The sequence below is a fragment of the Vreelandella xerophytica genome (assembly GCF_968048975.1).
In genome coordinates this window covers 443,107-462,856 of record NZ_OZ309106.1, presented here as the reverse complement: position 1 = coordinate 462,856, position 19,750 = coordinate 443,107, and the positions used below count along the sequence as shown (strand labels likewise).

19 protein-coding genes are annotated in these 19,750 nt (G+C 60.8%); 13 read left to right on the top strand and 6 right to left on the bottom strand.

Annotation, left to right across the window (positions count from 1 at the left end; all coding sequences use genetic code 11):
• Window positions 1-13: 13 nt before the first annotated feature.
• The 4 genes from ACWF8S_RS02210 to recQ are packed head-to-tail and all read left to right on the top strand — an operon-like array spanning window position 14 to window position 5,261.
• Window positions 14-1,297 carry an ABC transporter substrate-binding protein gene (locus ACWF8S_RS02210; RefSeq protein ID WP_447555187.1) on the top strand — a complete coding sequence of 428 codons (1,284 nt, stop codon included), beginning with the start codon at window positions 14-16 and terminating at the stop codon, window positions 1,295-1,297.
• Window positions 1,298-1,353: 56 nt separating this feature from the next.
• A complete protein-coding gene (locus ACWF8S_RS02205) occupies window positions 1,354-2,238 on the top strand; it encodes a carbohydrate ABC transporter permease (RefSeq protein WP_447555186.1) in 885 nt (294 codons plus the stop codon).
• Window positions 2,235-3,074, top strand: a complete 840-nt coding sequence (locus ACWF8S_RS02200; protein ID WP_447555185.1) for a carbohydrate ABC transporter permease — start codon at window positions 2,235-2,237, stop codon at window positions 3,072-3,074. The genes ACWF8S_RS02205 and ACWF8S_RS02200 overlap by 4 nt, the downstream gene beginning before the upstream one ends.
• 60 nt (window positions 3,075-3,134) lie before the next feature.
• A complete protein-coding gene (gene recQ, locus ACWF8S_RS02195) occupies window positions 3,135-5,261 on the top strand; it encodes a DNA helicase RecQ (protein WP_447555184.1) in 2,127 nt (708 codons plus the stop codon).
• A 37-nt stretch (window positions 5,262-5,298) separates the two neighbouring features.
• On the opposite strand, the gene mtnA is transcribed toward recQ, so the two are convergent.
• Complete coding sequence (mtnA, locus tag ACWF8S_RS02190; RefSeq protein WP_447555183.1) at window positions 5,299-6,315, bottom strand: S-methyl-5-thioribose-1-phosphate isomerase; 1,017 nt, start codon at window positions 6,313-6,315, stop codon at window positions 5,299-5,301.
• Between the two features lie 99 nt (window positions 6,316-6,414).
• On the opposite strand from mtnA, the gene ACWF8S_RS02185 reads away from it, so the two are divergent.
• From ACWF8S_RS02185 to ACWF8S_RS02165, 5 genes are all read left to right on the top strand, one after another.
• The gene (locus ACWF8S_RS02185; RefSeq protein WP_447555182.1) at window positions 6,415-7,002 is read left to right on the top strand and encodes a methylthioribulose 1-phosphate dehydratase; all 588 of its coding nucleotides are present in this window, start codon (window positions 6,415-6,417) and stop codon (window positions 7,000-7,002) included.
• Window positions 6,999-7,703, top strand: a complete 705-nt coding sequence (mtnC, locus tag ACWF8S_RS02180) for an acireductone synthase (RefSeq protein ID WP_447555181.1) — start codon at window positions 6,999-7,001, stop codon at window positions 7,701-7,703. Before ACWF8S_RS02185 ends, mtnC begins: the two co-directional genes overlap by 4 nt.
• Before the next feature lie 27 nt (window positions 7,704-7,730).
• On the top strand, window positions 7,731-8,279 hold the full coding sequence (locus ACWF8S_RS02175) for a 1,2-dihydroxy-3-keto-5-methylthiopentene dioxygenase (RefSeq protein ID WP_447555180.1): 549 nt from the start codon (window positions 7,731-7,733) through the stop codon (window positions 8,277-8,279).
• Window positions 8,280-8,434: 155 nt separating this feature from the next.
• Entirely contained in the window at window positions 8,435-9,412 is a 978-nt protein-coding gene (locus ACWF8S_RS02170) for a Fic family protein (RefSeq protein ID WP_447555179.1), read from the top strand.
• Between the two features lie 119 nt (window positions 9,413-9,531).
• Window positions 9,532-9,690, top strand: a complete 159-nt coding sequence (locus tag ACWF8S_RS02165) for a hypothetical protein (RefSeq protein ID WP_447555178.1) — start codon at window positions 9,532-9,534, stop codon at window positions 9,688-9,690.
• Window positions 9,691-9,822: 132 nt separating this feature from the next.
• Here the strand turns inward: ACWF8S_RS02165 and mtnK are convergent, their stop codons facing one another.
• From mtnK to ACWF8S_RS02140, 5 genes are all read right to left on the bottom strand, one after another.
• Window positions 9,823-11,100: an S-methyl-5-thioribose kinase gene (gene mtnK / locus ACWF8S_RS02160; RefSeq protein ID WP_447555177.1), complete on the bottom strand. Its 1,278-nt coding sequence runs from the start codon at window positions 11,098-11,100 to the stop codon at window positions 9,823-9,825.
• Between the two features lie 111 nt (window positions 11,101-11,211).
• Entirely contained in the window at window positions 11,212-11,763 is a 552-nt protein-coding gene (locus ACWF8S_RS02155) for a YgjV family protein (RefSeq protein WP_447555176.1), read from the bottom strand.
• Window positions 11,764-11,793: 30 nt separating this feature from the next.
• Entirely contained in the window at window positions 11,794-13,269 is a 1,476-nt protein-coding gene (locus tag ACWF8S_RS02150) for a PhnE/PtxC family ABC transporter permease (RefSeq protein WP_447555175.1), read from the bottom strand.
• Window positions 13,269-13,922 carry a phosphonate ABC transporter ATP-binding protein gene (locus ACWF8S_RS02145; protein ID WP_447555174.1) on the bottom strand — a complete coding sequence of 218 codons (654 nt, stop codon included), beginning with the start codon at window positions 13,920-13,922 and terminating at the stop codon, window positions 13,269-13,271. Before ACWF8S_RS02145 ends, ACWF8S_RS02150 begins: the two co-directional genes overlap by 1 nt.
• Entirely contained in the window at window positions 13,919-14,791 is an 873-nt protein-coding gene (locus ACWF8S_RS02140) for a putative selenate ABC transporter substrate-binding protein (protein WP_447555173.1), read from the bottom strand. The genes ACWF8S_RS02145 and ACWF8S_RS02140 overlap by 4 nt, the downstream gene beginning before the upstream one ends.
• A 339-nt stretch (window positions 14,792-15,130) precedes the next feature.
• Here ACWF8S_RS02140 and ACWF8S_RS02135 point away from each other — a divergent pair, with 339 nt between their 5' ends.
• The 4 genes from ACWF8S_RS02135 to ACWF8S_RS02120 all read left to right on the top strand — a co-directional run bounded on the left by ACWF8S_RS02135 (window position 15,131) and on the right by ACWF8S_RS02120 (window position 19,659).
• Window positions 15,131-16,381 carry a M20 family metallo-hydrolase gene (locus tag ACWF8S_RS02135; protein ID WP_447555172.1) on the top strand — a complete coding sequence of 417 codons (1,251 nt, stop codon included), beginning with the start codon at window positions 15,131-15,133 and terminating at the stop codon, window positions 16,379-16,381.
• A 165-nt stretch (window positions 16,382-16,546) separates the two neighbouring features.
• Complete coding sequence (locus ACWF8S_RS02130; protein WP_447555171.1) at window positions 16,547-17,827, top strand: peptidase; 1,281 nt, start codon at window positions 16,547-16,549, stop codon at window positions 17,825-17,827.
• 36 nt (window positions 17,828-17,863) lie between these two features.
• Window positions 17,864-18,034 (top strand): hypothetical protein, encoded by a 171-nt coding sequence (locus ACWF8S_RS02125; protein ID WP_447555170.1) that lies wholly within the window; start codon window positions 17,864-17,866, stop codon window positions 18,032-18,034.
• Between the two features lie 32 nt (window positions 18,035-18,066).
• A complete protein-coding gene (locus ACWF8S_RS02120) occupies window positions 18,067-19,659 on the top strand; it encodes a sodium:solute symporter family protein (protein ID WP_447555169.1) in 1,593 nt (530 codons plus the stop codon).
• Window positions 19,660-19,750: the final 91 nt, after the last annotated feature.

The following is a 19,750-nucleotide window of genomic DNA, read 5'->3' as shown; positions in this document are numbered from 1 at the left end:
TGAGAGATCGACCATGCGTTCACTTTCTTCCTTTACGATGACGGCCCTGGCAACCGCACTGCTGAGCGCCGGGCAAGCCCACGCGCAAGAACCGGTCCAGCTGACCATGTACTACCCCGTCGCGGTAGGCGGCGCCTTGACCGAGGTGGTGGATAATCTGGTCGCCGAATTCGAGAGCGAGCATCCCGAGATCAGCGTAGAGGCGATCTACGCCGGTAATTACGACGATACTCGCGTGCGCGCCATCTCGGCGCTGGATGCCGAACAGCCACCGCAGATTTCGGTGCTGTCGGCCATCGATCTTTACGAACTGGTGGAACAGGACGTCATCGTCGCCTTCGATGACCTGGTCGAAAGCGATGACGAGCGCACGTGGCTGGATGGCTTTTACCCGGGCCTGATGGAAAACAGCCAGCTCGACGGCAAGACCTACGGCATTCCCTTCCAGCGCTCCACCGTTGTGCTGTTCTGGAACAAGGAAGCCTTTGAAGCCGCGGGACTCGACCCTGAAACACCGCCGGAGAACTGGGACGAGATGGCCGAGATGGCTGCCACTATTCGCAAGGCAAGCGGTGGCGAGCAGTGGGGCGTGATGGTGCCCTCTACCGGCTACCCCTACTGGATGTTCCAGGCGTTCGCCTTTCAGAACGGCCACCGCCTGATGAGCGAGGACGGCACCGAAGTATACTTTGACGATCCGGCCGCCGTCGAGGCGCTGGAGTACTGGGTCTCGCTGATCCACGAACACGACGCCATGCCCGAAGGCACCATCGAGTGGGGCACGCTGCGCCAGAACTTCGTCGAGCAGTCCACCGCCATGATGTGGCACACCACCGGCAACCTGACCGCCGCGCGCAACGAGGCGAACTTCGACTTCGGCGTGGCCATGCTGCCCATGAAGGAGCAGCGCGGCAGCCCCACCGGCGGCGGCAACTTCTACGTATTCAAGGACGCCTCCGAAGAAGAACAGCACGCCGCGATGACGTTCATCCGCTGGATGACCTCCCCCGAGCGCGCCGCCGATTGGTCGATCGAGACCGGCTACATGGGCGTGAGCCCCGCCGCTTACGAAACCGAAGCCCTGCAAGACTACGTGGAAAACTTCCCACCAGCTGCGGTCGCCCGAGACCAGCTGGAGCATGGAACGGCGGAGCTTTCCACCTATCAGGGCGGACGTATCCGCCGCGCGCTGGACAACGCGGTGCAGGCGGCCCTGACGGGCCAGATGTCGCCAAGTGACGCACTAGGCCAGGCCCAGCGCGAAGCCGACGGCATTCTGCGCCGCTACGCCCGCTAACTGTTACCGACTGGCCGGGCGTTTGCCCGGCTTTTATTCACCTGCGGTTTTTTCTCATGACCTTCACCGCTCATCATAAAATGCAGCTTTTCGGGGCACTCTTGCTGCTACCCGCGGCCGTTTTGCTGGCCGTGTTCGCCTACCTGCCCACGATCACCACGGTGATCAACAGCCTTTTCATGCCCGGCTTTCGCGGCGCGGGGCCTGAATTCGTGGGCCTGGAGAACTACCGGTACCTGTTCGACGACCCCACGTTCTGGAAAGTGGCGCGCAACAACCTGATCTACGCGCTCGGCACCATTCCCACCTCGATTGCCCTGGCCCTGGCCATGGCGCTTTTCGTCAACGGCAGGCTTCCCGGCCGGGGGCTGGTGCGCATGGCCTACTTCACCCCCACCATTTTGCCGATGATCGCCGCGGCCAACATCTGGATGTTCTTCTACGCCCCGCAGATCGGGCTTTTCAACAAGCTTTTAGGGGCGCTGGGCTTTTCCGGGGTGAACTGGCTGGGCGACCCGGGCGTGGCGCTTGGCTCGATCATCGTCATGTCGGTGTGGAAGGAAGCGGGCTTTTTCATGATCTTTTATCTGGCCGCCCTGCAGGCGATTGCGCCGGAACTCAAGGAAGCCGCGGATCTCGAGGGCACCAGCCGCTGGCGCTACTTCTGGCGGGTGACGTTTCCACTTTTGATGCCCACCACGTTGTTCGTGCTGATCAACGCGCTGATCAACGCCGTGCGCGTCATCGACCACCTGTTCATCCTGACCAAGGGCGGCCCCAACAACGCCACCAACCTGCTGCTTTACTACGTGTACGAGAACGCCTTCTCGTTTTTCGATCGCACCACGGCGGCCACGATCACGGTGGTGATTCTCATCGTACTTGCCCTGATCGCCACGCTGAAGTTTTTGATCCTCGACCGCAGGACGCACTACCAATGAGTACGTTGGCCGTCGCCGCCCCTCGCCGTTTCGCAAGCCCTGTTTCCCTGGAGACCCTGGCCGCCTGGCTGTTGGCGATTATCTGGATATTTCCGCTGCTCTACGCGGTATGGGCGGCGTTTCACCCGCCGGCGTTCATGGTGCGCTTCGAGCTTTTCGCGCCCCTGACGCTGGATAACTTCGCCAGAGCCTGGTCCCAGGCGCCGTTTGCCCGCTATTACCTGAACACCTTTTTACTGGTCACCGGGGTGGTAATGGCCCAGTTCGTGGTCTGCACCCTGGCGGCGTTCGCCTTTGCGCGCTTTCCCGTTCCTGGCAAGAACACGCTTTTCATGCTGGTGCTGATTCAGCTTTTCGTGTTTCCCGAAGTGCTGATCGTGGAGAACTACCGCCTCGTCAGCGGCCTGGGCCTGATCAATACCATTACCGGCATCGGCTTGCCTTACGTGGCCAGCGCCTTCGGTATCTTTCTGTTACGCCAGACGTTCAAGACCATTCCCCGGGAGCTTGAGGACGCTGCCCGCATCGAGGGCTGCAGCTGGCTGGGCGTTTTATGGAAGGTATACGTGCCGCTGGCCAAGCCCACGTATCTTGCCTACGCCCTGGTATCGGTCAGCCATCACTGGAACAATTTCCTGTGGCCACTGGTGGTGACCAACTCGGTGGAAAGCCGCCCGCTTACCGTGGGTCTGGGAGTATTTTCCGCCCCGGAAACCGGGGTGAACTGGGCCACGGTGAGTGCGGCCACGCTGTTAAGCATCGCCCCACTGTTGATCGCCTTTCTGCTGTTCCAGCGTCAGTTCGTGCAGTCGTTCCTGCGCGCCGGGATTCGCTAGGCGGGCACTTACCCGATTTTTCGTGCGACAATCTCCAGCCTGGCAACAAGGAGAGCGATAATGCACGGCGAACCCCACCCGGCGGCGTTGAAGGTACTGCAGGAGGTCTTTGGCTTTGATCAGTTTCGCGGCCCGCAGCAGGCGATCATCGAACATGTGATCAACGGCGGCGACGCGCTGGTGCTGATGCCCACCGGCGGCGGCAAGTCGCTGTGCTACCAGATCCCGGCACTGTTGCGCGAAGGCACCGCCATCGTGGTCTCGCCCCTGATCGCCCTGATGCAGGATCAGGTGGCCGCCCTCGAGCAGAACGGCGTGCGCGCGGCCTACCTGAACTCCAGCCTCGACTACCATGAGGCGGTCGAGGTGGAGAACCGCCTGCGCTCAGGCGACCTGGATCTTTTGTACGTGGCACCTGAGCGCCTGGCCACGGCGCGCATGCAGATGCTGCTGGAGCAGGCCCATATTGCCCTGTTCGCCATCGATGAAGCCCACTGTGTCTCCCAGTGGGGCCACGACTTTCGCCCCGAGTACCGCCAGCTCTCCCAGCTTCACCAGCGCTTTCCCCAGGTACCGCGCATTGCCCTCACCGCCACCGCGGATGTGCCCACCCGGGGCGATATCATCGAGCACCTGCAGCTCGAAGACGCGGCGCTTTTCAATAACGGCTTCGACCGGCCCAACATCCGCTACCATATCGCCGAAAACCAGGGCAACGCCCGCGAGGCGCTCTTACGCTTCATCCGTGAGAACCACGACGGCGAAGCGGGTATCGTCTACTGCCTTTCCCGAAAGAAGGTGGAAGACACCGCCGTCTGGCTACAGCGCCAGGGGCTGACCGCTCTTCCCTACCACGCGGGCCTGCCCCCCGAGCAGCGCCAGGAGCATCAGACCCGTTTTCTACGTGAAGACGGCGTGGTGGTGGTCGCCACCATTGCCTTCGGCATGGGTATCGACAAGCCGGACGTGCGCTTTGTCGGGCACTTGAACCTGCCCAAGAGCATCGAGGCCTACTACCAGGAGACCGGCCGCGCCGGGCGCGATGGCTTGGCCGCGGATGCGTGGATGTCCTACGGGCTTCAGGACGTGATCACGCTGCGCCAGATGCAGCAGGACTCAAGCGCCGCGGACCAGCAAAAGCGCATCGAGCAGCAGAAGCTCGACGCCATGCTGGGGCTTTGCGAGATCATCAGCTGCCGCCGCCAGGCGCTTTTGCACTACTTCGGCGACCATCTCGATTCGCCCTGCGGCAACTGCGACAACTGCCTGACCCCGCCGGACACCTGGGACGCCACCGTGGCAGCGCAAAAGGCGCTCTCATGCGTTTACCGTACCGAGCAGCGCTTCGGCGTCACGTATCTGGTGGACGTGCTGCTGGGAAAGACCAACGAACGCATCACCCGCTTCGGCCATGACCGGATCAGCACTTTCGGAATCGGCAGCGAACTCTCCGCCAACGAGTGGAAGGCGCTTTATCGCCAGCTGATCGCCAGCGGTTATTTGAGTGTGGACATGGAGGGCCACGGCGGCATTCATCTCACCGCCAATGCCAAGCCGGTGCTGCGCGGCGAGCAGCCGCTTACCCTGCGCAAGCCCACCAAGGCCAAAGCCACCCGCCGTAGCAAGGGCGGATCTCCCGCCCAGGGCCACGGTGCCCTGTGGGACGCGCTTCGCGAGCATCGCAAGATGCTTGCCGACACCCAGGGCGTGCCTGCCTACGTCATCTTCAACGATGCAACGCTTGCCGAGCTCAACGAACACCGCCCGCAAAACCTGGCCGCCCTTGGCGGTATTACCGGTATCGGCGCACGCAAGCTCGAGGATTACGGCGAGGGGATTCTGGCGGTCATCACCGCACACAAGGATGCGCCCTTGATCGCCCCTGTGGGCGACAGCGCTCAGGAGTCCGCCACGCTTTTACGCCAAGGGCTAACGCCGGAAGAGATTGCCCAGGCGCGGGGGCTTTCCCCCAACACCGTTTACCGCCACCTGGCCGATGTAATCGAAAGCGGCGCGCTGGCGCTCGAGGACGTGATCAGTCTGGATGCGGCCACCCAAGAGCAGATCCGAGCGGCCTTTGCCCAGCACGCAGGCCAAGGCTTGAAAGCGGTGTTCGAGGCCCTGGAAGGGCGATTTGATTACCACGTGCTGGCCTGCGTGCGGGCATCGATCACGGCGCAGACCTAGCGTTTCAGGCAAACCTTACCGATATGCAAGGCAGTCTTTAACGACAATGCTCGCCCCGGGCAATGGCGGCGGCGTCGAACACGCCGGTATCCAGCACCCAACCGGTCACAAGCTCCGCCGGCGTGACGTCGAACGACGGGTTCCACACCGGGGCGTTTTCCGGCGCCCAGACGATATCGCCAAAGGCGCCGGTGGCGCCACGTATTTCCGCCGCGTCACGCTGCTCGATGGGGATGTCGTCACCGGTGGCGCAGGCCGGGTCGACCGTGGTGTAGGGGGCCACCACGTAAAACGGCACCCGGTGATAATTGGCAACCACCGCCAGCATGTAAGTACCCACTTTATTGGCAAAGTCGCCGTTGGCGCAGATGCGGTCGGCACCGACCATTACTTTATCCACCTTGCCCGCAGCCATCAGGCTTGCCGCCATGCTGTCGGCAATCAGTTGGTAGGGGATATTCAGGTCGGCCATTTCCCAGGCGGTCAGCCGGCCGCCCTGCAGCAGCGGGCGGGTCTCGTTCACGTAGACATGCAGCGTCACGCCGCGCCGCTTGGCCACTGCCAGCGCGCCAATGGCCGTGCCCACGCCGGCCGTGGCAAGTGCTCCGGTATTGCAGTGGGTAAGCACTCGCTCACCCTCTACCAGCAGGTCCGCACCGCGCTCGGCCATGCGCTGACACAGCTCGCGATCCTCCTCGAACAGCGCTGCGGCGCGCCGAGCCAGCGCCGCCGGGCCTTGGTCAAAGCAGGCCTCGAGCGCATCCAGGCAGTACATCAGATTGACCGCCGTGGGCCGCGTGGCACGCAGGCGATCACTGACCAACTGCCATGCATCTTCCTGCCCCGGGTGGCGCGCAGCGTACTGCGCCAGCACGAACGCCGCGCTCAGGCCAATCAGCGGCGCGCCGCGAATCGCCAGGCGCCTGACCGCCAACTGCCAGGCCTCGGGGGATTCGCAGCGCTCCCACTGTTCGGTCTGGGGCAGGCGCGTCTGGTCCAGGTACTCAAGCGAGTCGGCGTCAAGTCGCAAACTGCGGGATTCAAGTATGGGCATCGAAAGCTCCTTGGGGCGCGCCGGGCGTGCGGCTTATCAAGCGCGGAGCATATCATATAGAATGAAAGCCACTCGAACACAGGCGAAGCCGAGCAAACGATGACTCTACAAGACGAATTACTGGCGGCCATTGCCTGGGCGGCAGCAAAGGGCTGGACGCCCGCGACCGGCGGCAATTTCTCTGCCCGGGTGCCGGAGGGTTACCTCGTCACGGCATCCGGCCGCGACAAGACTCGTATTCAGGCCGATGACCTGCTGCTGTGCGACCTTGACGGCCAGGTGCTCGAAGGCAGCGGCAAGCCGAGTGCGGAAAGTGATCTTCACGCCGCGCTCTACCGGCTGGACGAAGAGATCGGCTGCGTGCTGCATACCCACACCGTGGCCAGCACCGTACTCTCGCGCCGCTTCCAAGACGGCATAGCGCTGAACGGCTTCGAGATGCAGAAAGCCCTGCAGGGCAACACCACCCACGACGCCACGGTTTGTCTGCCGGTGATGCCCAACTCACAGGATATGGACGTGCTGGCCGCCCACGTGCGCGACGCCTGGCCCATGCCCTGGGGCTTTCTGGTGGCCGGTCACGGCATTTATGCTGTGGGCGCCACCATCGCCGAGTGCCGCCGCCATCTGGAGGCAATCGAGTTTTTACTTGCCTGTGTTCTTGAAGAGAATCGGTGGTCCAAATGATGAACAGTTCCCGTCTTGATAACACGAGCATCCGCGCCGTCGTGACCGATATCGAAGGCACCACCACCGATATCCGCTTCGTGCACGAGGTGCTGTTTCCCTACGCCCATGATCAACTCCCCGAGTATGTGAATACCCACTCGGCCCAGCCGGACGTTGCCGAGCAGATAGACGCAGTGCGCCGCGAGCTGGGTGATTCCGACGCCGCTATTGATAAGGTGATCGAGACGCTTATGTACTGGATCGAAACCGACCAGAAAAAGACCTCGCTCAAGGCGCTGCAGGGCATGATGTGGGCGGATGGCTACCAGCGCGGCGCGTTTCAGGGCCACCTTTACGAGGATGTGGCGCCGCGCCTTCGCCAGTGGACGGAGGCAGGCAAAAAGCTCTACGTCTACTCCTCGGGCTCCGTGCAGGCTCAGAAGCTGCTGTTTGGTCACAGTGTCGAGGGCGACCTGACGCCACTGCTGAGCGGCTACTTCGACACCCATATCGGCCACAAGCGCGAGGCCAGCGCCTACCGCCATATAGTAGTGGAGCTTGACCTGCCCGCCGAATCCATCCTGTTTCTATCCGATGTAGTGGAGGAGCTGGACGCCGCAAGGCTTGCGGGCATGCAGACGCTGCAGCTGGTACGCGAAGGCACCCAGGCGGGCACCGAGCACGCGAGCGTGGCAAGCTTCGACGAGATCGACCTTTAAGGACAACGCTTCAACCGAGGAGAGCCAATGTCACAACTCAAAGTATTTGCCGACCAGAACCCGAACATCGCCTTGACCGACACCACCGATGGCGAGCAGATCAAGACCGAGCTCAACCGCGTGGGCGTGCTGTTCGAGCGCTGGGCCACGCCTGGCGTGATTGCCGATGACGCCACCCAGGACGATATTCTGGCGCTCTACCAGGATGACATCGAGCGCCTGAAAGCCAAGGGCGGCTACCAGACAGTGGACGTGCTGCACATGGTGCCCACGCATCCTGAAAAGGACGCCATGCGCCAGAAGTTCCTCAACGAGCACCGCCACCTTGAGGACGAAGTGCGCTTTTTCGTGAAGGGCCAGGGGCTTTTCTGTCTGCATATCGAGGACAAGGTGTATCAGGTGCTGTGCACCCAGGGCGACCTGATCAGCGTGCCCGCCAATACCCCCCACTGGTTCGATATGGGGCCCGCGCCTGAATTCAGCGCGCTGCGTTTCTTCGACAACGTGGAAGGCTGGGTGCCCCACTGGACCGAGAACGATATCGCGGGCCGCTTTGATCGGATTGATCAGCTGTAAACAGACGGACTGCCAGTTCAAGGCTAGCTAACACCATCCCCTTATAATTGGCGATGAAAGCTCTTTGATACCAGCGGCCTATTCAAAGAGAAAACTAGCAACACGCGCTCTGCTGCCAAGCTTTTCAAAGTCGAGTGCCGAGGCAACAGCCTGATATGAGCCACCAACCGCCTTTTACCATCACAAGCGAGATCCTGAATCTGGTAGCGGACATCAGTCAGCAGGTCGGTCGGCTGGATGCCAGTGCGCTCAACGCGTCGCCGCAGTTACGCAAGCAAAACCGTATTAAAACCCTGGCGGGCACCCTGGCGATTGAAGGCAATACCCTCACTGAAGAGCAGATCACGGCGGTGATCGAGGGTAAGCCGGTACTGGGCAGCATGCGCGAGCTGGCTGAAGTAAAAGGCGCCATCGCTGCCTATGATGCCCTACCCACCTGGCGTCCAGGCAACCTGGAGCATCTGCTGACAGCCCATGGTTTGATGATGTCGGAGATTCTGACTAACGCAGGACATTTTCGTGACAGGGCGGTAGGTATCCAAAAAGGCAAGGAGGTACACCATGTGGCGCCTCCTGCCCATCAGGTGTCAGGGCTGATGGCGGACTTAGCCCAGTGGTTACAGCAGGCCAAGGATCATCCGCTGATCACCAGCAGCGTATTTCATTATGAATTCGAGTTCATTCATCCTTTTAGCGATGGTAACGGGCGCATGGGACGCTTGTGGCAAACCTTGATTCTGTCGCAGTGGCACCCTTTATTTTTGTCCTTGCCGCTGGAAAGCGTGATCAAAGACTACCAGCAGCAGTATTACCAGGCGCTGGAAGAGGCTGACCATCAGGCTGATAGCACGCCTTTTATCCGCTTCATGCTGTCGGTTATTTCGCAAACTCTAACGCAAAACGCCCCTGCAAACGCCCTTGTAAACGCCCCTGCAAATATTGAAGGGCTGAAAACTTCTGAGGCCATTTTGCGCTTGTTGCACGCCAACAACCAACTCACCCGCCAGCAGCTTGCCGAACAGATCGGCAAGGATATTCGCACCATTGCCCGCGCCATCGCCAAACTGCAAACAGCGGGCAGATTAACGAGAATCGGCTCGGACAAAACCGGACATTGGGAAGTCCATCTGTGACAATGTAGACGCCCATCGCTGAATCCAACGATTCGTTGTGTTGGAGAGGTACAGCAAGGAGTTTAAAAGCTCCGTCCGTGTAGCGTGAAGCCCGCTCATTACTGCCTCGAATAGCCGCCGTGCGCGAACCGAACTCGTGCACAGCGGCCACGGTAATGCCCAGCCCGACCATCGTCGGCGAAATCTTGCTGCGCTTTTTCGACAACGTGGAAGGCTGGGTACCCCACTGGACCGAGAGTGGTATCGCGGGCCGCTTTGATCGGATTGATCAGCTTTAAGGTATCAGGCACCCGTGGCGATAGCCGCCCGGGTGCCTGAGTGTTTCATCACATGTCCGTGGCCGTTTTGGCATCGCTTTCGCGGTGCTTCGCGGGTGCGTTGACGCTTACGCCGCGCTACGGGGTAGTCGTTTACGACACTCTCTTCTGGTTGAACGCCTTGGCTAGCGCGATCAGGGCGTCGAGCTCGCAGTAGGCTGCCGGATTTATCACCAACTCCTCGCCCATCAGCAGGTTGCGCGCTTCAAGCCTTGCCCGAAGCGTGGTGTCGTCGATCTCTTCGAAGTCCGCGTTGTGGGCCAGCGACAACACCCGACGGTGCATCTCGATGCCACAAAACGCCAGCGCGTCCTCGCGAATTTCCGCGAGCAGCGCGTCACAGGCCGTCTCGCTTTCGTGGCCCTGGTCTTCGAACAGCGCTTTCGGGAACAGAATGCCGGTACGCTCGGTTTGCCACAGGTGGCGAAATTCGGCGTCAAAGCTTGTAAAGCACGCCTTGATCACCTCAATAATCCACGCTTGATACGCGGCCAGTTCATCGTCAGAGCGGTGGGCGGGCTGGCTGAAATAGGCCATCAGGAAGTTGGCCACGGCCATGCCTAGGTCAAACGCCATGGGGCCGTACTGGGAAAACTCCGGGTCGATGACTCGCACCTCGGTATCGGTGGCCATGATCGAGCCCGAATGCAGGTCGCCGTGCAGCATGGTTTCGGTGTCGGCGGTGAACTTCAAGAGCATGCGCTGGGCACGGGCCTTCAATGCCACGTTGCCGCGCAGCCGTTCCACCACCGGTGTAAGCGCCGGCGTGTGGTGGTTCATCTCGGCATTGAAATAGGGGTCGGTGAATACCAGCGATTCAGTGATCGCGGGAATCGCCACGTTGCCCGAGAAAAGCCCGACGTCCTGCTTTTTTTCCGCGCTTGGCAGAGAAAGCTCCGAGCCGCGAAACGCCGTGCGCGCGCAGAACTGACCCAGGGTTTCACCCAGTCGAGCCACCCGCTCCCCCTTGATCAGCTTGCGCCGCAGGATGACATGCGGGTGCAGGTACTCCATCACGATCAGGGCCTGGGCCTTGTCGAAGTAAAACACCTCGGGCGCGATGCCAGGGGCGCGCTGGGCCTGACGCACCAGCGCGTAGTACTCGAAGTGCGCGCGATAAAGCGGCAGCGGCCAGCTTTCACCCACCATGCGCACATAAGGCAGCGCCTGTTTGACCACCACGCTGCCCTTCTCGCCTGTCACGATAAACACGAGGTTGAGGTTACCATCGCCGACCTCACGAACCTCCCAGCGGGCCGGGGTCTCGCCAATGCGGCGAACCACCTCCTGGATACTGCCTAGACGCTGCCCCAAGGTCGCCACATCCAACGCCTCATAGCCCGCGGTATTTTCTTCTCGGTTGACCTGCACGACATACCCTCCAACGATAGTAGGCCTATTTGTGCCCAGGTCAGAAACAATGTCAAATCATCGAGAGGTCAGCAGCGCGGCTACCGCTACCTTCATCAAGAGCGGCCCGACTCAGCGGTGTTGATCGGCCTTGTCGAACGCCTCCGGGTAGCGGCGCCTGGCCTTGACAAGGCGTGCAATGGTAATGAAATTGGTGATCACCACCAGCGCCTCGGCCAGCGTCCCGCCAATCGAGCCGATCAAGAGGTTGTTCATCATCCAGAAAAATGCCGCCAGCCCCAGGAAGACGCGCAGCATGATGCCTTTCAGCATGAACATGCCAAGCGTACCCAGAAACATCGCCACGACCGCGAAAAGATCCACGTAGCTTTGCCAGGTCAGCGCCGCCGCCGTCGCACCTGCGCCAAGCACTCCGACCATGACGCCGATACTGCCGGGATAGCGCCGGGCCAGCGCAATGCGCACGATCACCATGGCCGTCAGCGCCGCTGCCGTCCAGCTGCCCAGCAAGGCAAACTGCAGCATGAAGGCCACGTTGGCCGAGATGAGCAGTACCATCAGCTTGTCGTCGTCTTTATTGGCGAACGCCAATACGCACATCACCAGGGCGATCAGACCAAAGAACTGCCCTGCCAGGGCCAGCAACTCCGTGTGTTCTTGCATGCCACTCCTTGAGATAGCCGCCAGACGAGCTCAGCACTGCTGGCGATTGGGGGTATGGCGCAGGCGTAGATAGCCGCGCAGACGCCGCGCCAGCACATCGCCCCCGATGTTGATCAATGCCGTGATCAAGATCAGTACCATGGCGCGATCGAAGCGAATTTCCTGAATGGCGCTGTCCACGTAAAAACCGAGGGTGGCGATCCCCAGAATGCCCAGGATCGCCGTTTCCCGCATGATGATCTCCCAGCGGTAGAACAAGAGCGCCAGAAAGGGTCCGTAGAGACGCGGTACCATCTCGAAGGCGTAGCGGTCTATTCCGCGCGGAGCATCCTGGCGCAGCGTGATCTCGTTGCTTCGCCGACCGATCAAATGCGCGATGATACCGCCGTTATGCAGCGCCAACGCCACCACCGCGGGCAACATGGAAGGCCCCCAGAGCTGCAGCAGAATAAACGCCAGCATGTATTCCGGCGTGGAGCGCATGATGACCAACAGCACGTGCCCCGCCACACCGCTCACGCGCCCGGTGAAGTGACGCGAGATGAGGGGAAACAGCAAAAGCGCCAGCGCCCCGGTGGCCACCAGGGCAATCTGGGTCAGCAAGAGCGTATTCCAGATGCCGGGCAGCGCCTGATTCATGAAGAGCTGGGCGAACCACTCCCAGAGTGCGGGGAGCCCTTCGCCCCGTCTGAGCGGCGCGGGCACGATGTCTTCGGTGAAAAACCGTGTCACGTTCGCCCACATGATGGGCAGCCCCGTGCCCAGCAGAAACGGCGATACCAGTAGATAAACCGGCAAGAGTCTGGGCCTTACCCACCAGCGCAGCGTGCCGATCAACAGATAGAACAGCAGCAACAGCGCCCCGACCGTCGAGTAGTGCCCCTGGGCGAAGGCAGCCATCAGGTGGTAGCCGATGGTCGGCATGCCGACAAAGCCCAGCACCGCGCTCGAGCGCAGCCCGCACTCCAGCCGGTACGCCGTGTAGCTCACAAGATGCGGCCAGGCCTGGCTGATGCGCGCGTACACAAGCCGGGAAAGCCGCCCGGCACGCCGGGGTAGCACGTCAAGGGGCAGCGGGTCGGTCTCGTCGAGTATTTCGGCATACACCTTGGCGAAGATGCCCGCGTAGGGAATGGCGATGGCGAGCACGCCGGTCACCGGGTGCAGGCCAAAGCTTTGCAGGAAGATCAGCGCCCAGAACAGCTCGTGGATGGCGCGAATGAAGGCGCTGAAGGTGCGCACCCACCAGCGGTGAAAGCAGAGCGCAAACCCCATCCCGACGAGAGCACCAAGGCCCACCCCGACAAAGGCAAAGGCCACGGTGCGCAAGAGCGCCTCACCGAGCGAATCGACGCTGCTGAAATCCGGCTGCAAAAGCCCCAGTACCAGCTGGCCGATGGCCCGCCAGGGGTCGTGGGCGCTGATCGCGAAATCGCCCAGCGCAAGACACACCAGCGCAAGCAGCACAAGCCCCAGCGTGACGCGGGTCGTGGCACGCAACGGCATCAATAGAGATCCTGAAGGGCGGCGGCGTTGAGCGTATTGCTCGGGGCATCGAGGACCACCGTGCCGCCCTGAAGCCCGACAATGCGCGTGCAAAAGCGCAGCGCCAGCTCCAGATCGTGCATCGCCAGCACCGCCATGGCGTAGTGGTCGGTCAACTGCGCCATCACCGAGCTCGCCTGAGGGCCATCGAGTGCCGAGACCGGCTCGTCGGCCAGCAGTATCTCGCCCTGCTGATAGAGCACCCGGGCCACCGCCACGCGCTGGCGCTGGCCGCCGGAGAGCTCGCCACAAGGGGTCCAGCGCTTTTCACCGATGCCTACGTCATCGAGCAGCGCGACGATCTCATCGATATCGCGCCGCCAGGGCCTGGCGAGGGTGGCCAGATTGCGCCACCAGGGGTGGCGGTCGAGGCGGCCCATGTAGACGTTGTGAAACACCGACAACGTATCGACGAGCCCCAGCGCCTGAGGCATCAACGCCACGTGGCGCGACTGCCAGCGCTCGTACATCAGCGAGAGAAGCGTCGACTTCCCCGCCCCGCTCTTGCCCACCAGCGCCACCCGCTCACCCGGGCCGACACGGAGCGACAGCGGCCCCAGCACGCGCGTGGTGCCGTAATGCGCCTCGACATCGGTCAGTGCAAAGTGCGTCACTGCTCGAGCAGGCCCAGCGAGACGGCAACGTCGTAAACCGGCTCGAAGTCCTCGTTGGTCGCGGGAATGAACCCCGAACGCGGGAAGCTTGCCAGAAGTTCCGGGTCATCCATCCCGATCAGCGCCTGCTGCAGGCGTTCGGTAAAGCCTTCACCAAAGCGCTCATCGACATCGCCACGCACGGTCCAGTGGTAATCCGGATAAGTGGGGGACTCCCAGATGACCTGCACACGCTCGGGATCGACATTGCCCTGTTCGACCTCGTTCTCCCAGGCGGTGTAGCTCAACACCCCCGCCTGGTAGGCGCCGGACTGCACCAGCGATACCGTGCGGCTGTGGTTGCCGCTGAAGCCGACCCGCTCGAAAAGCTCATCCGGCGAGGCGCCAAGATCCCGGGTCAGGAAATATTCCGGCAGAAGCCGCCCGGAGGTGGAGCTTTGCGACCCGAAGGTAAAGGTGAGCCCCTTGAGCGCCTCGGGCGCGGTATCAGACTCGACCGGCTCGATACCGGTGGCGTGATTGGCAATGAAGTAGCTCTTGTATTCCGGGTCTTCGATGCCCTGAGCGATGGCCTGGGAGCCGGGCACCAGCTGGCGCGCCTGCACACCGGTAAACCCGCCGAACCAGGCCAGCTGCACCTGATTGTTGCGAAACGCGGTGACCGAGGCAGCATAAGAGGTCACGGGAATGAAGCGTACCTCGACCTCCAGCTCCTCGGCGAGATAGTCGGCCACCGCCTGAAAGCGCTGTTGAAGGCGCGTTTCATCTTCATCGGGAATGGCGGTAAAGACCAGGGTATCGGCCGCGGCCAGCGGCGATAACAGCGCAAACAGAACGGCCGCACGGGCCAGTAACGGTCGGCGTGACATGAGAGCACTCCTTCAGTAATTGTTAAAATCCGGCGCCAAGCATGCGCCAAAGAAAACCTTGTTTCAGCATAACAGCTTCCTGTTCTATATCAGACAAGCTTCACCACTACCGTACAACCCCCGCACTGCCGAGAACTTGGTGAGATAGCCACGCGATGAACGCTGCCGTGCCATCCTACACCAAGTAAAAGTGAGTCAACATCAACTCAAGACGCTTCTCGATCGCCTGATGCCTACTTTTCTGATATCTCAAACTATTGAATTTATTTGCAATAGTCTATTAAAGGAACGAATCCTGCCTAGGTTTAAGCCGATTCGACAATAATATTGGCAGGTGACATGAATACGACTTTCTCGAGCAGTACCTTACCGGATATCAACGGCGAACGGCTCTGGTCATCGCTGATGGACATGGCCGAGATTGGCCCCACGCCAAAAGGCGGCAGTCGACGGCTTACCCTTACCGACCAGGATGTTGCAGGTCGGCGCCTGCTGCTGGACTGGGTCGAAGCGCTGGGCTGCACCTGGCAGTTGGACGAAGCGGGCAATATCTTCATACATCGCTCGGGGGAAGACGAAACCCTGGCGCCTGTTGCCATCGGCAGCCACCTGGACACCCAGCCGTTGGGTGGACGTTTCGATGGTGTACTGGGCGTGCTTGCCGGGCTTGAAGTGCTGCGGACGCTACACGAGCGCAACGTGACGACGTTGCGGCCCTTGACCCTGGTGGTGTGGACCAACGAGGAAGGGAGTCGTTTTTCACCGGCCATGGCGGGCAGCGGTGTATGGACCGGGCGACTCGCCAGGGAAGCGTTCCTGAGTGCCAAGGATAGCGAGGGAATAAGCGTTGGCGAAGCGCTGGCCTCGTCCCGGCAGCGCGGGGATGCACCGCTGGGCCTGCCCAAGCTGGATGCCTACTTTGAACTGCATATCGAACAAGGGCCCGTGCTTGAGGAGACACAAAGACCTCTGGGTATCGTGACCGGCGTACAAGGCATCCGCTGGTACGACGTACGTTTTGAAGGCGAAGCGGTACACGCAGGGCCGACGCCCATGCCCTATCGTAGCGACCCGCTGCTGGCTGCCACCTCGTTTATCCAAGCAATGCGCGAGGAAATAGGCAAGGATGACGAGGGCCGGTTTACCATTGGCGATTTTCGCGTCGCCGACCCTTCTCGTAACGTCGTCCCAGGCGCGGTCAACCTGCAGCTTGACGTGCGTCATGTGGATGAAGAGCGGTTGAGCGCCCTTGACGCTTTCGTTGCTCAGTTGGCACAAGACGCCGCAGCGAACGAAAACGCCCAGGTCAGCATTACGCCCGTATGGCACTCTCCGGTGACACCGTTCGATCAAGGCTTGATCGACACCCTCAGCGCCGCCGCGAAAGAACGTGGTATCGAGGCACCTTGCATGATGAGTGGCGCTGGCCACGACGCCGTCAACTTATCGCATGTGACCCCTACCGCCATGCTTTTCGTTCCCAGCCGTGACGGCATCAGCCACAACGAAGCCGAGTACACTTCACCCGAGCACTGCACGCTTGGCGCACAGATATTGAGCGATGCCGTGATCCAGTGGGCGCAGCGCTGAAGCGTTGCAACGTCAAGCCGTGGCAAGAGGCCCGATGAAACAATACCTCAGCCCAGCTGATTCCATATCGACTCGAACGAGTCTATATCGAATCGCTCTGCCGCATTCGCTGCTTGAAAGCACTACAACCCAGCGCAAAGCGTCAGGAACAGAGGAAACAAGCTTATGAGCCATACTCACGAAACATCGCTTCAAGACGCCATTCGCTCGGCCATCCAGGCACGTCGTGATGAGTACACCGCGCTGCTCCAGGGGTGGGTCCAAGACGCCACCCTCTCCGGCCAGGAAGCTGGCTACCAGGAAAGGATTCGTGACCTTTACCTGGCGATGGGGCTAGAGACCGATATGTGGGACATCGATATCGAGGCACTCAAGGACAACCCGTTATTCCATAGCCCCCGTCAAGACTTCACAGGCAGCCCGAACGTGGTAGGCACCTGGAAAGGCAAGGGCGGTGGGCGCTCCATCATTTTAAATGGGCATGTGGATGTCGTGCCCGAGGGTGACCATAATCAATGGGACCAGCCACCCTATTCCGGCGAAATCGTCGACGGGTGTCTGTATGGTCGTGGCACCACCGACATGAAAGGCGGCAATCTGTCGTCCTATATCGCGGTCGCCACGCTTAAAGAACTGGGCATCCGCTTACAGGGTGACGTCATCCTGCAAAGCGTGGTCGAAGAGGAGGCTGGCGGTGCCGGCACCCTGGCGGCGCTTGTACGTGGCTACCGTGCCGATGCGGCGCTGATTCCGGAGCCCACCGAGCAGAAGATCTTTCCCCGCCAGCAGGGGTCGCGCTGGTTTCGTCTGATTGTCGAAGGCATCAAGGCCCACGGCGGCACCCGCTACGAAGGCGTGAGTGCACTAGAGAAAGCGGTACCGGTCATCCAGGCCGTTCAAGAGCTCGAAAAAGAACGCAATGCGGCCTTGGATGACGAACTTTACCAGGGCGTACCTATCCCTTTGCCCATCAACCTGGGCCGCATCGAAGGGGGCGACTGGCCGTCAAGCGTTCCCGACGATATCACGATCGAAGGACGTATCGGCGTAGGGCCCGGCGAGACCGTGGAAACGGCCGAAAGTGCGTTGAAAGCGGCCATGGCAGCGCTTGCCGACCAGGACGACTGGTTTCGCGACCACCCGGTGGCCGTCGAGTTTTTCGGGGCGTGCTGGCAGCCGGGCGGCATCGATCTCGACAATCCCTTGGTGAGTATCCTGAGCGATGCCTTTACCCAGGTGCACAGCACGGCTCCCAAACTGCAGGCATCGCCCTGGGGCACCGATGGCGGGCTGATGACGCAGTACGGCATTCCCGCGCTGGTATTTGGCCCCGGCATCACCCGGCTGGCTCACTTTCCCAACGAGCATATCCGCCTCGAGGACATCTTCAACGTGGCAGAGATCACCGCCTTGGCGGTGGTCAAATGGTGTGGGCAGGCCGACTGACCGCTTACTCCCTTTTTACAACGACAAGAGACGCTTATGAATATCAACCCGCACGTTCTACTGCTGTTTGCCAACGCCTTTCTGACCACGGTCCTGTCGGTGGTCGTTGTCGGTTTCATTCTCCTTCGAGAATATCGCCCGACGATCCGGCGCTTGAAGCAGGAACAGACTCAAAGCCCGGCGCCTTCCGACAAGGACGGTCGTTAAGCCATTTCAACAACATCGAGAGCGCAATAACCATGACACTGTGGATATTCTTCGGCGTATTAGCCGCGTATGTCATTGTGGCGGCCTCCCTGGCACGCCTGATCAAGAACAAAGACGATTTCTACGTAATGGGCGAACAAGGCTCAACGCTCTTGATCGTGGGGACCCTTGCCGCCACCTATTTAAGCGCCGTGACGCTGATGGGCATATCCGGCATTTCCTACAGCGAGGGCCCGCTGGTGATCGGAGCACTGGGCTCCTTTGGGGCCTGGATCGGTACGTTGATCGCCGTGGTTTATATCGGTCGCAAGCTCAAGGCAATGGGCTGTCGCACGATGATGGATTTCTTCGATTATCGCTTCAATAACAAGTGGGTCAGCGTCGTGGCGCTGATCTTGATGGTGATAGGGCTACTCGGCTACGGCATTATCCAGCTCATCGGCGCGGGAATCGTGCTGGCCGAAATTATCGATATCCCCTTCCCGGTCATCATCATCGCGTTCACGCTGGCGCTACTGGTGTTTTGTAGTCTATCCGGCATGTACGGCGTCGTTTATACCGACACCATGATGTTTTTTACGATGCTTGCCATCGCCTTCGTCATTGCCCCGATGCTGATCGGTGATGCCGGCTTTGACGCCATGAAAGGTCTTGGCGAGACCCTGCCGGGCTTCTGGACGGTGGGCGGTGCCCAGGATCGCCCGCTTGGCTGGTCAATTTCCCAGTTCCTTATCTGGATTCTCTTTTTTGCCTGCACGCCGGCGTTGGTGTCACGGGTATTCCCGGCCAAGAATGACTTCGTGATTCTGAAAGTGGCGGTCATCGGGGTGTTTTTCGCCCCCGCGATGCAGCTCATGGTATTTCTCGCCGCCGGCGCCATGCAGGTGCTGGAGCCGGGTATCGAGCCGGCTGACCGCGCCATGATCGTGGGCTTCATGGAACATACCAACCCAACGCTTGCCGGCGTGGGTCTGGCGGGCTTGATGGCCTCGATCATGTCCACCGCTTCCACCCTGTTCGTTCTGACCGGCTTTGCCCTCGCTCGGGATCTTTACGAGAAACTCTTCGATAAAGAAGTCGACGAGCGTAAAGGGGTAATGCTGGGACGCATTTCTCAAGCGGTGGTCGCGCTGATCGTCTGTTCGGTGGCGATTGCCCGACCGGCAGGTATCTACTGGATTTCCATCTATGCCGGCGCCATCTTTGCCGTGGCCTGGCTCCCCACCATCGTGGCCTCGCTCCAGTGGCGGCGCATGAGCGCAAACGCGGCACTTGCCTGCATGCTGGTCGGCTCGATCAGCTTTATCGTCGTGGGCGAGCTTCAGCGCCAGGAGATCCTTTCGCTGCCGGGCAGCATCGATAATCTGATGGTTGCCATCGTGCTCGGTACAGTCGCCCTGATCGGTGTAGGGCTCGCCACCCGTCCCAGCTCCTATGAATTGGACACGTTCGACGATCTGCGCCGCAAGCGCATGTCTGACAACACGATTCGTGACTTTCTTTCGCGCGATAACGGCCCGGCCAGACTGATCCGCGAATACCGTCAGGTATGGATCGTCATGGCAGTATTTGTTGCCATTTCGCTGGCACTCTGGGGGTATCTGTTCAGCAAGCTCGGTCTTTAAGCCGGCAGCCCCACTTTACAGCATCGCGTACCGGGCGGAAGATAGTCGACCTACTTCTATGCCCGGAACCGCGATGCTCCCTTCAGGCTCG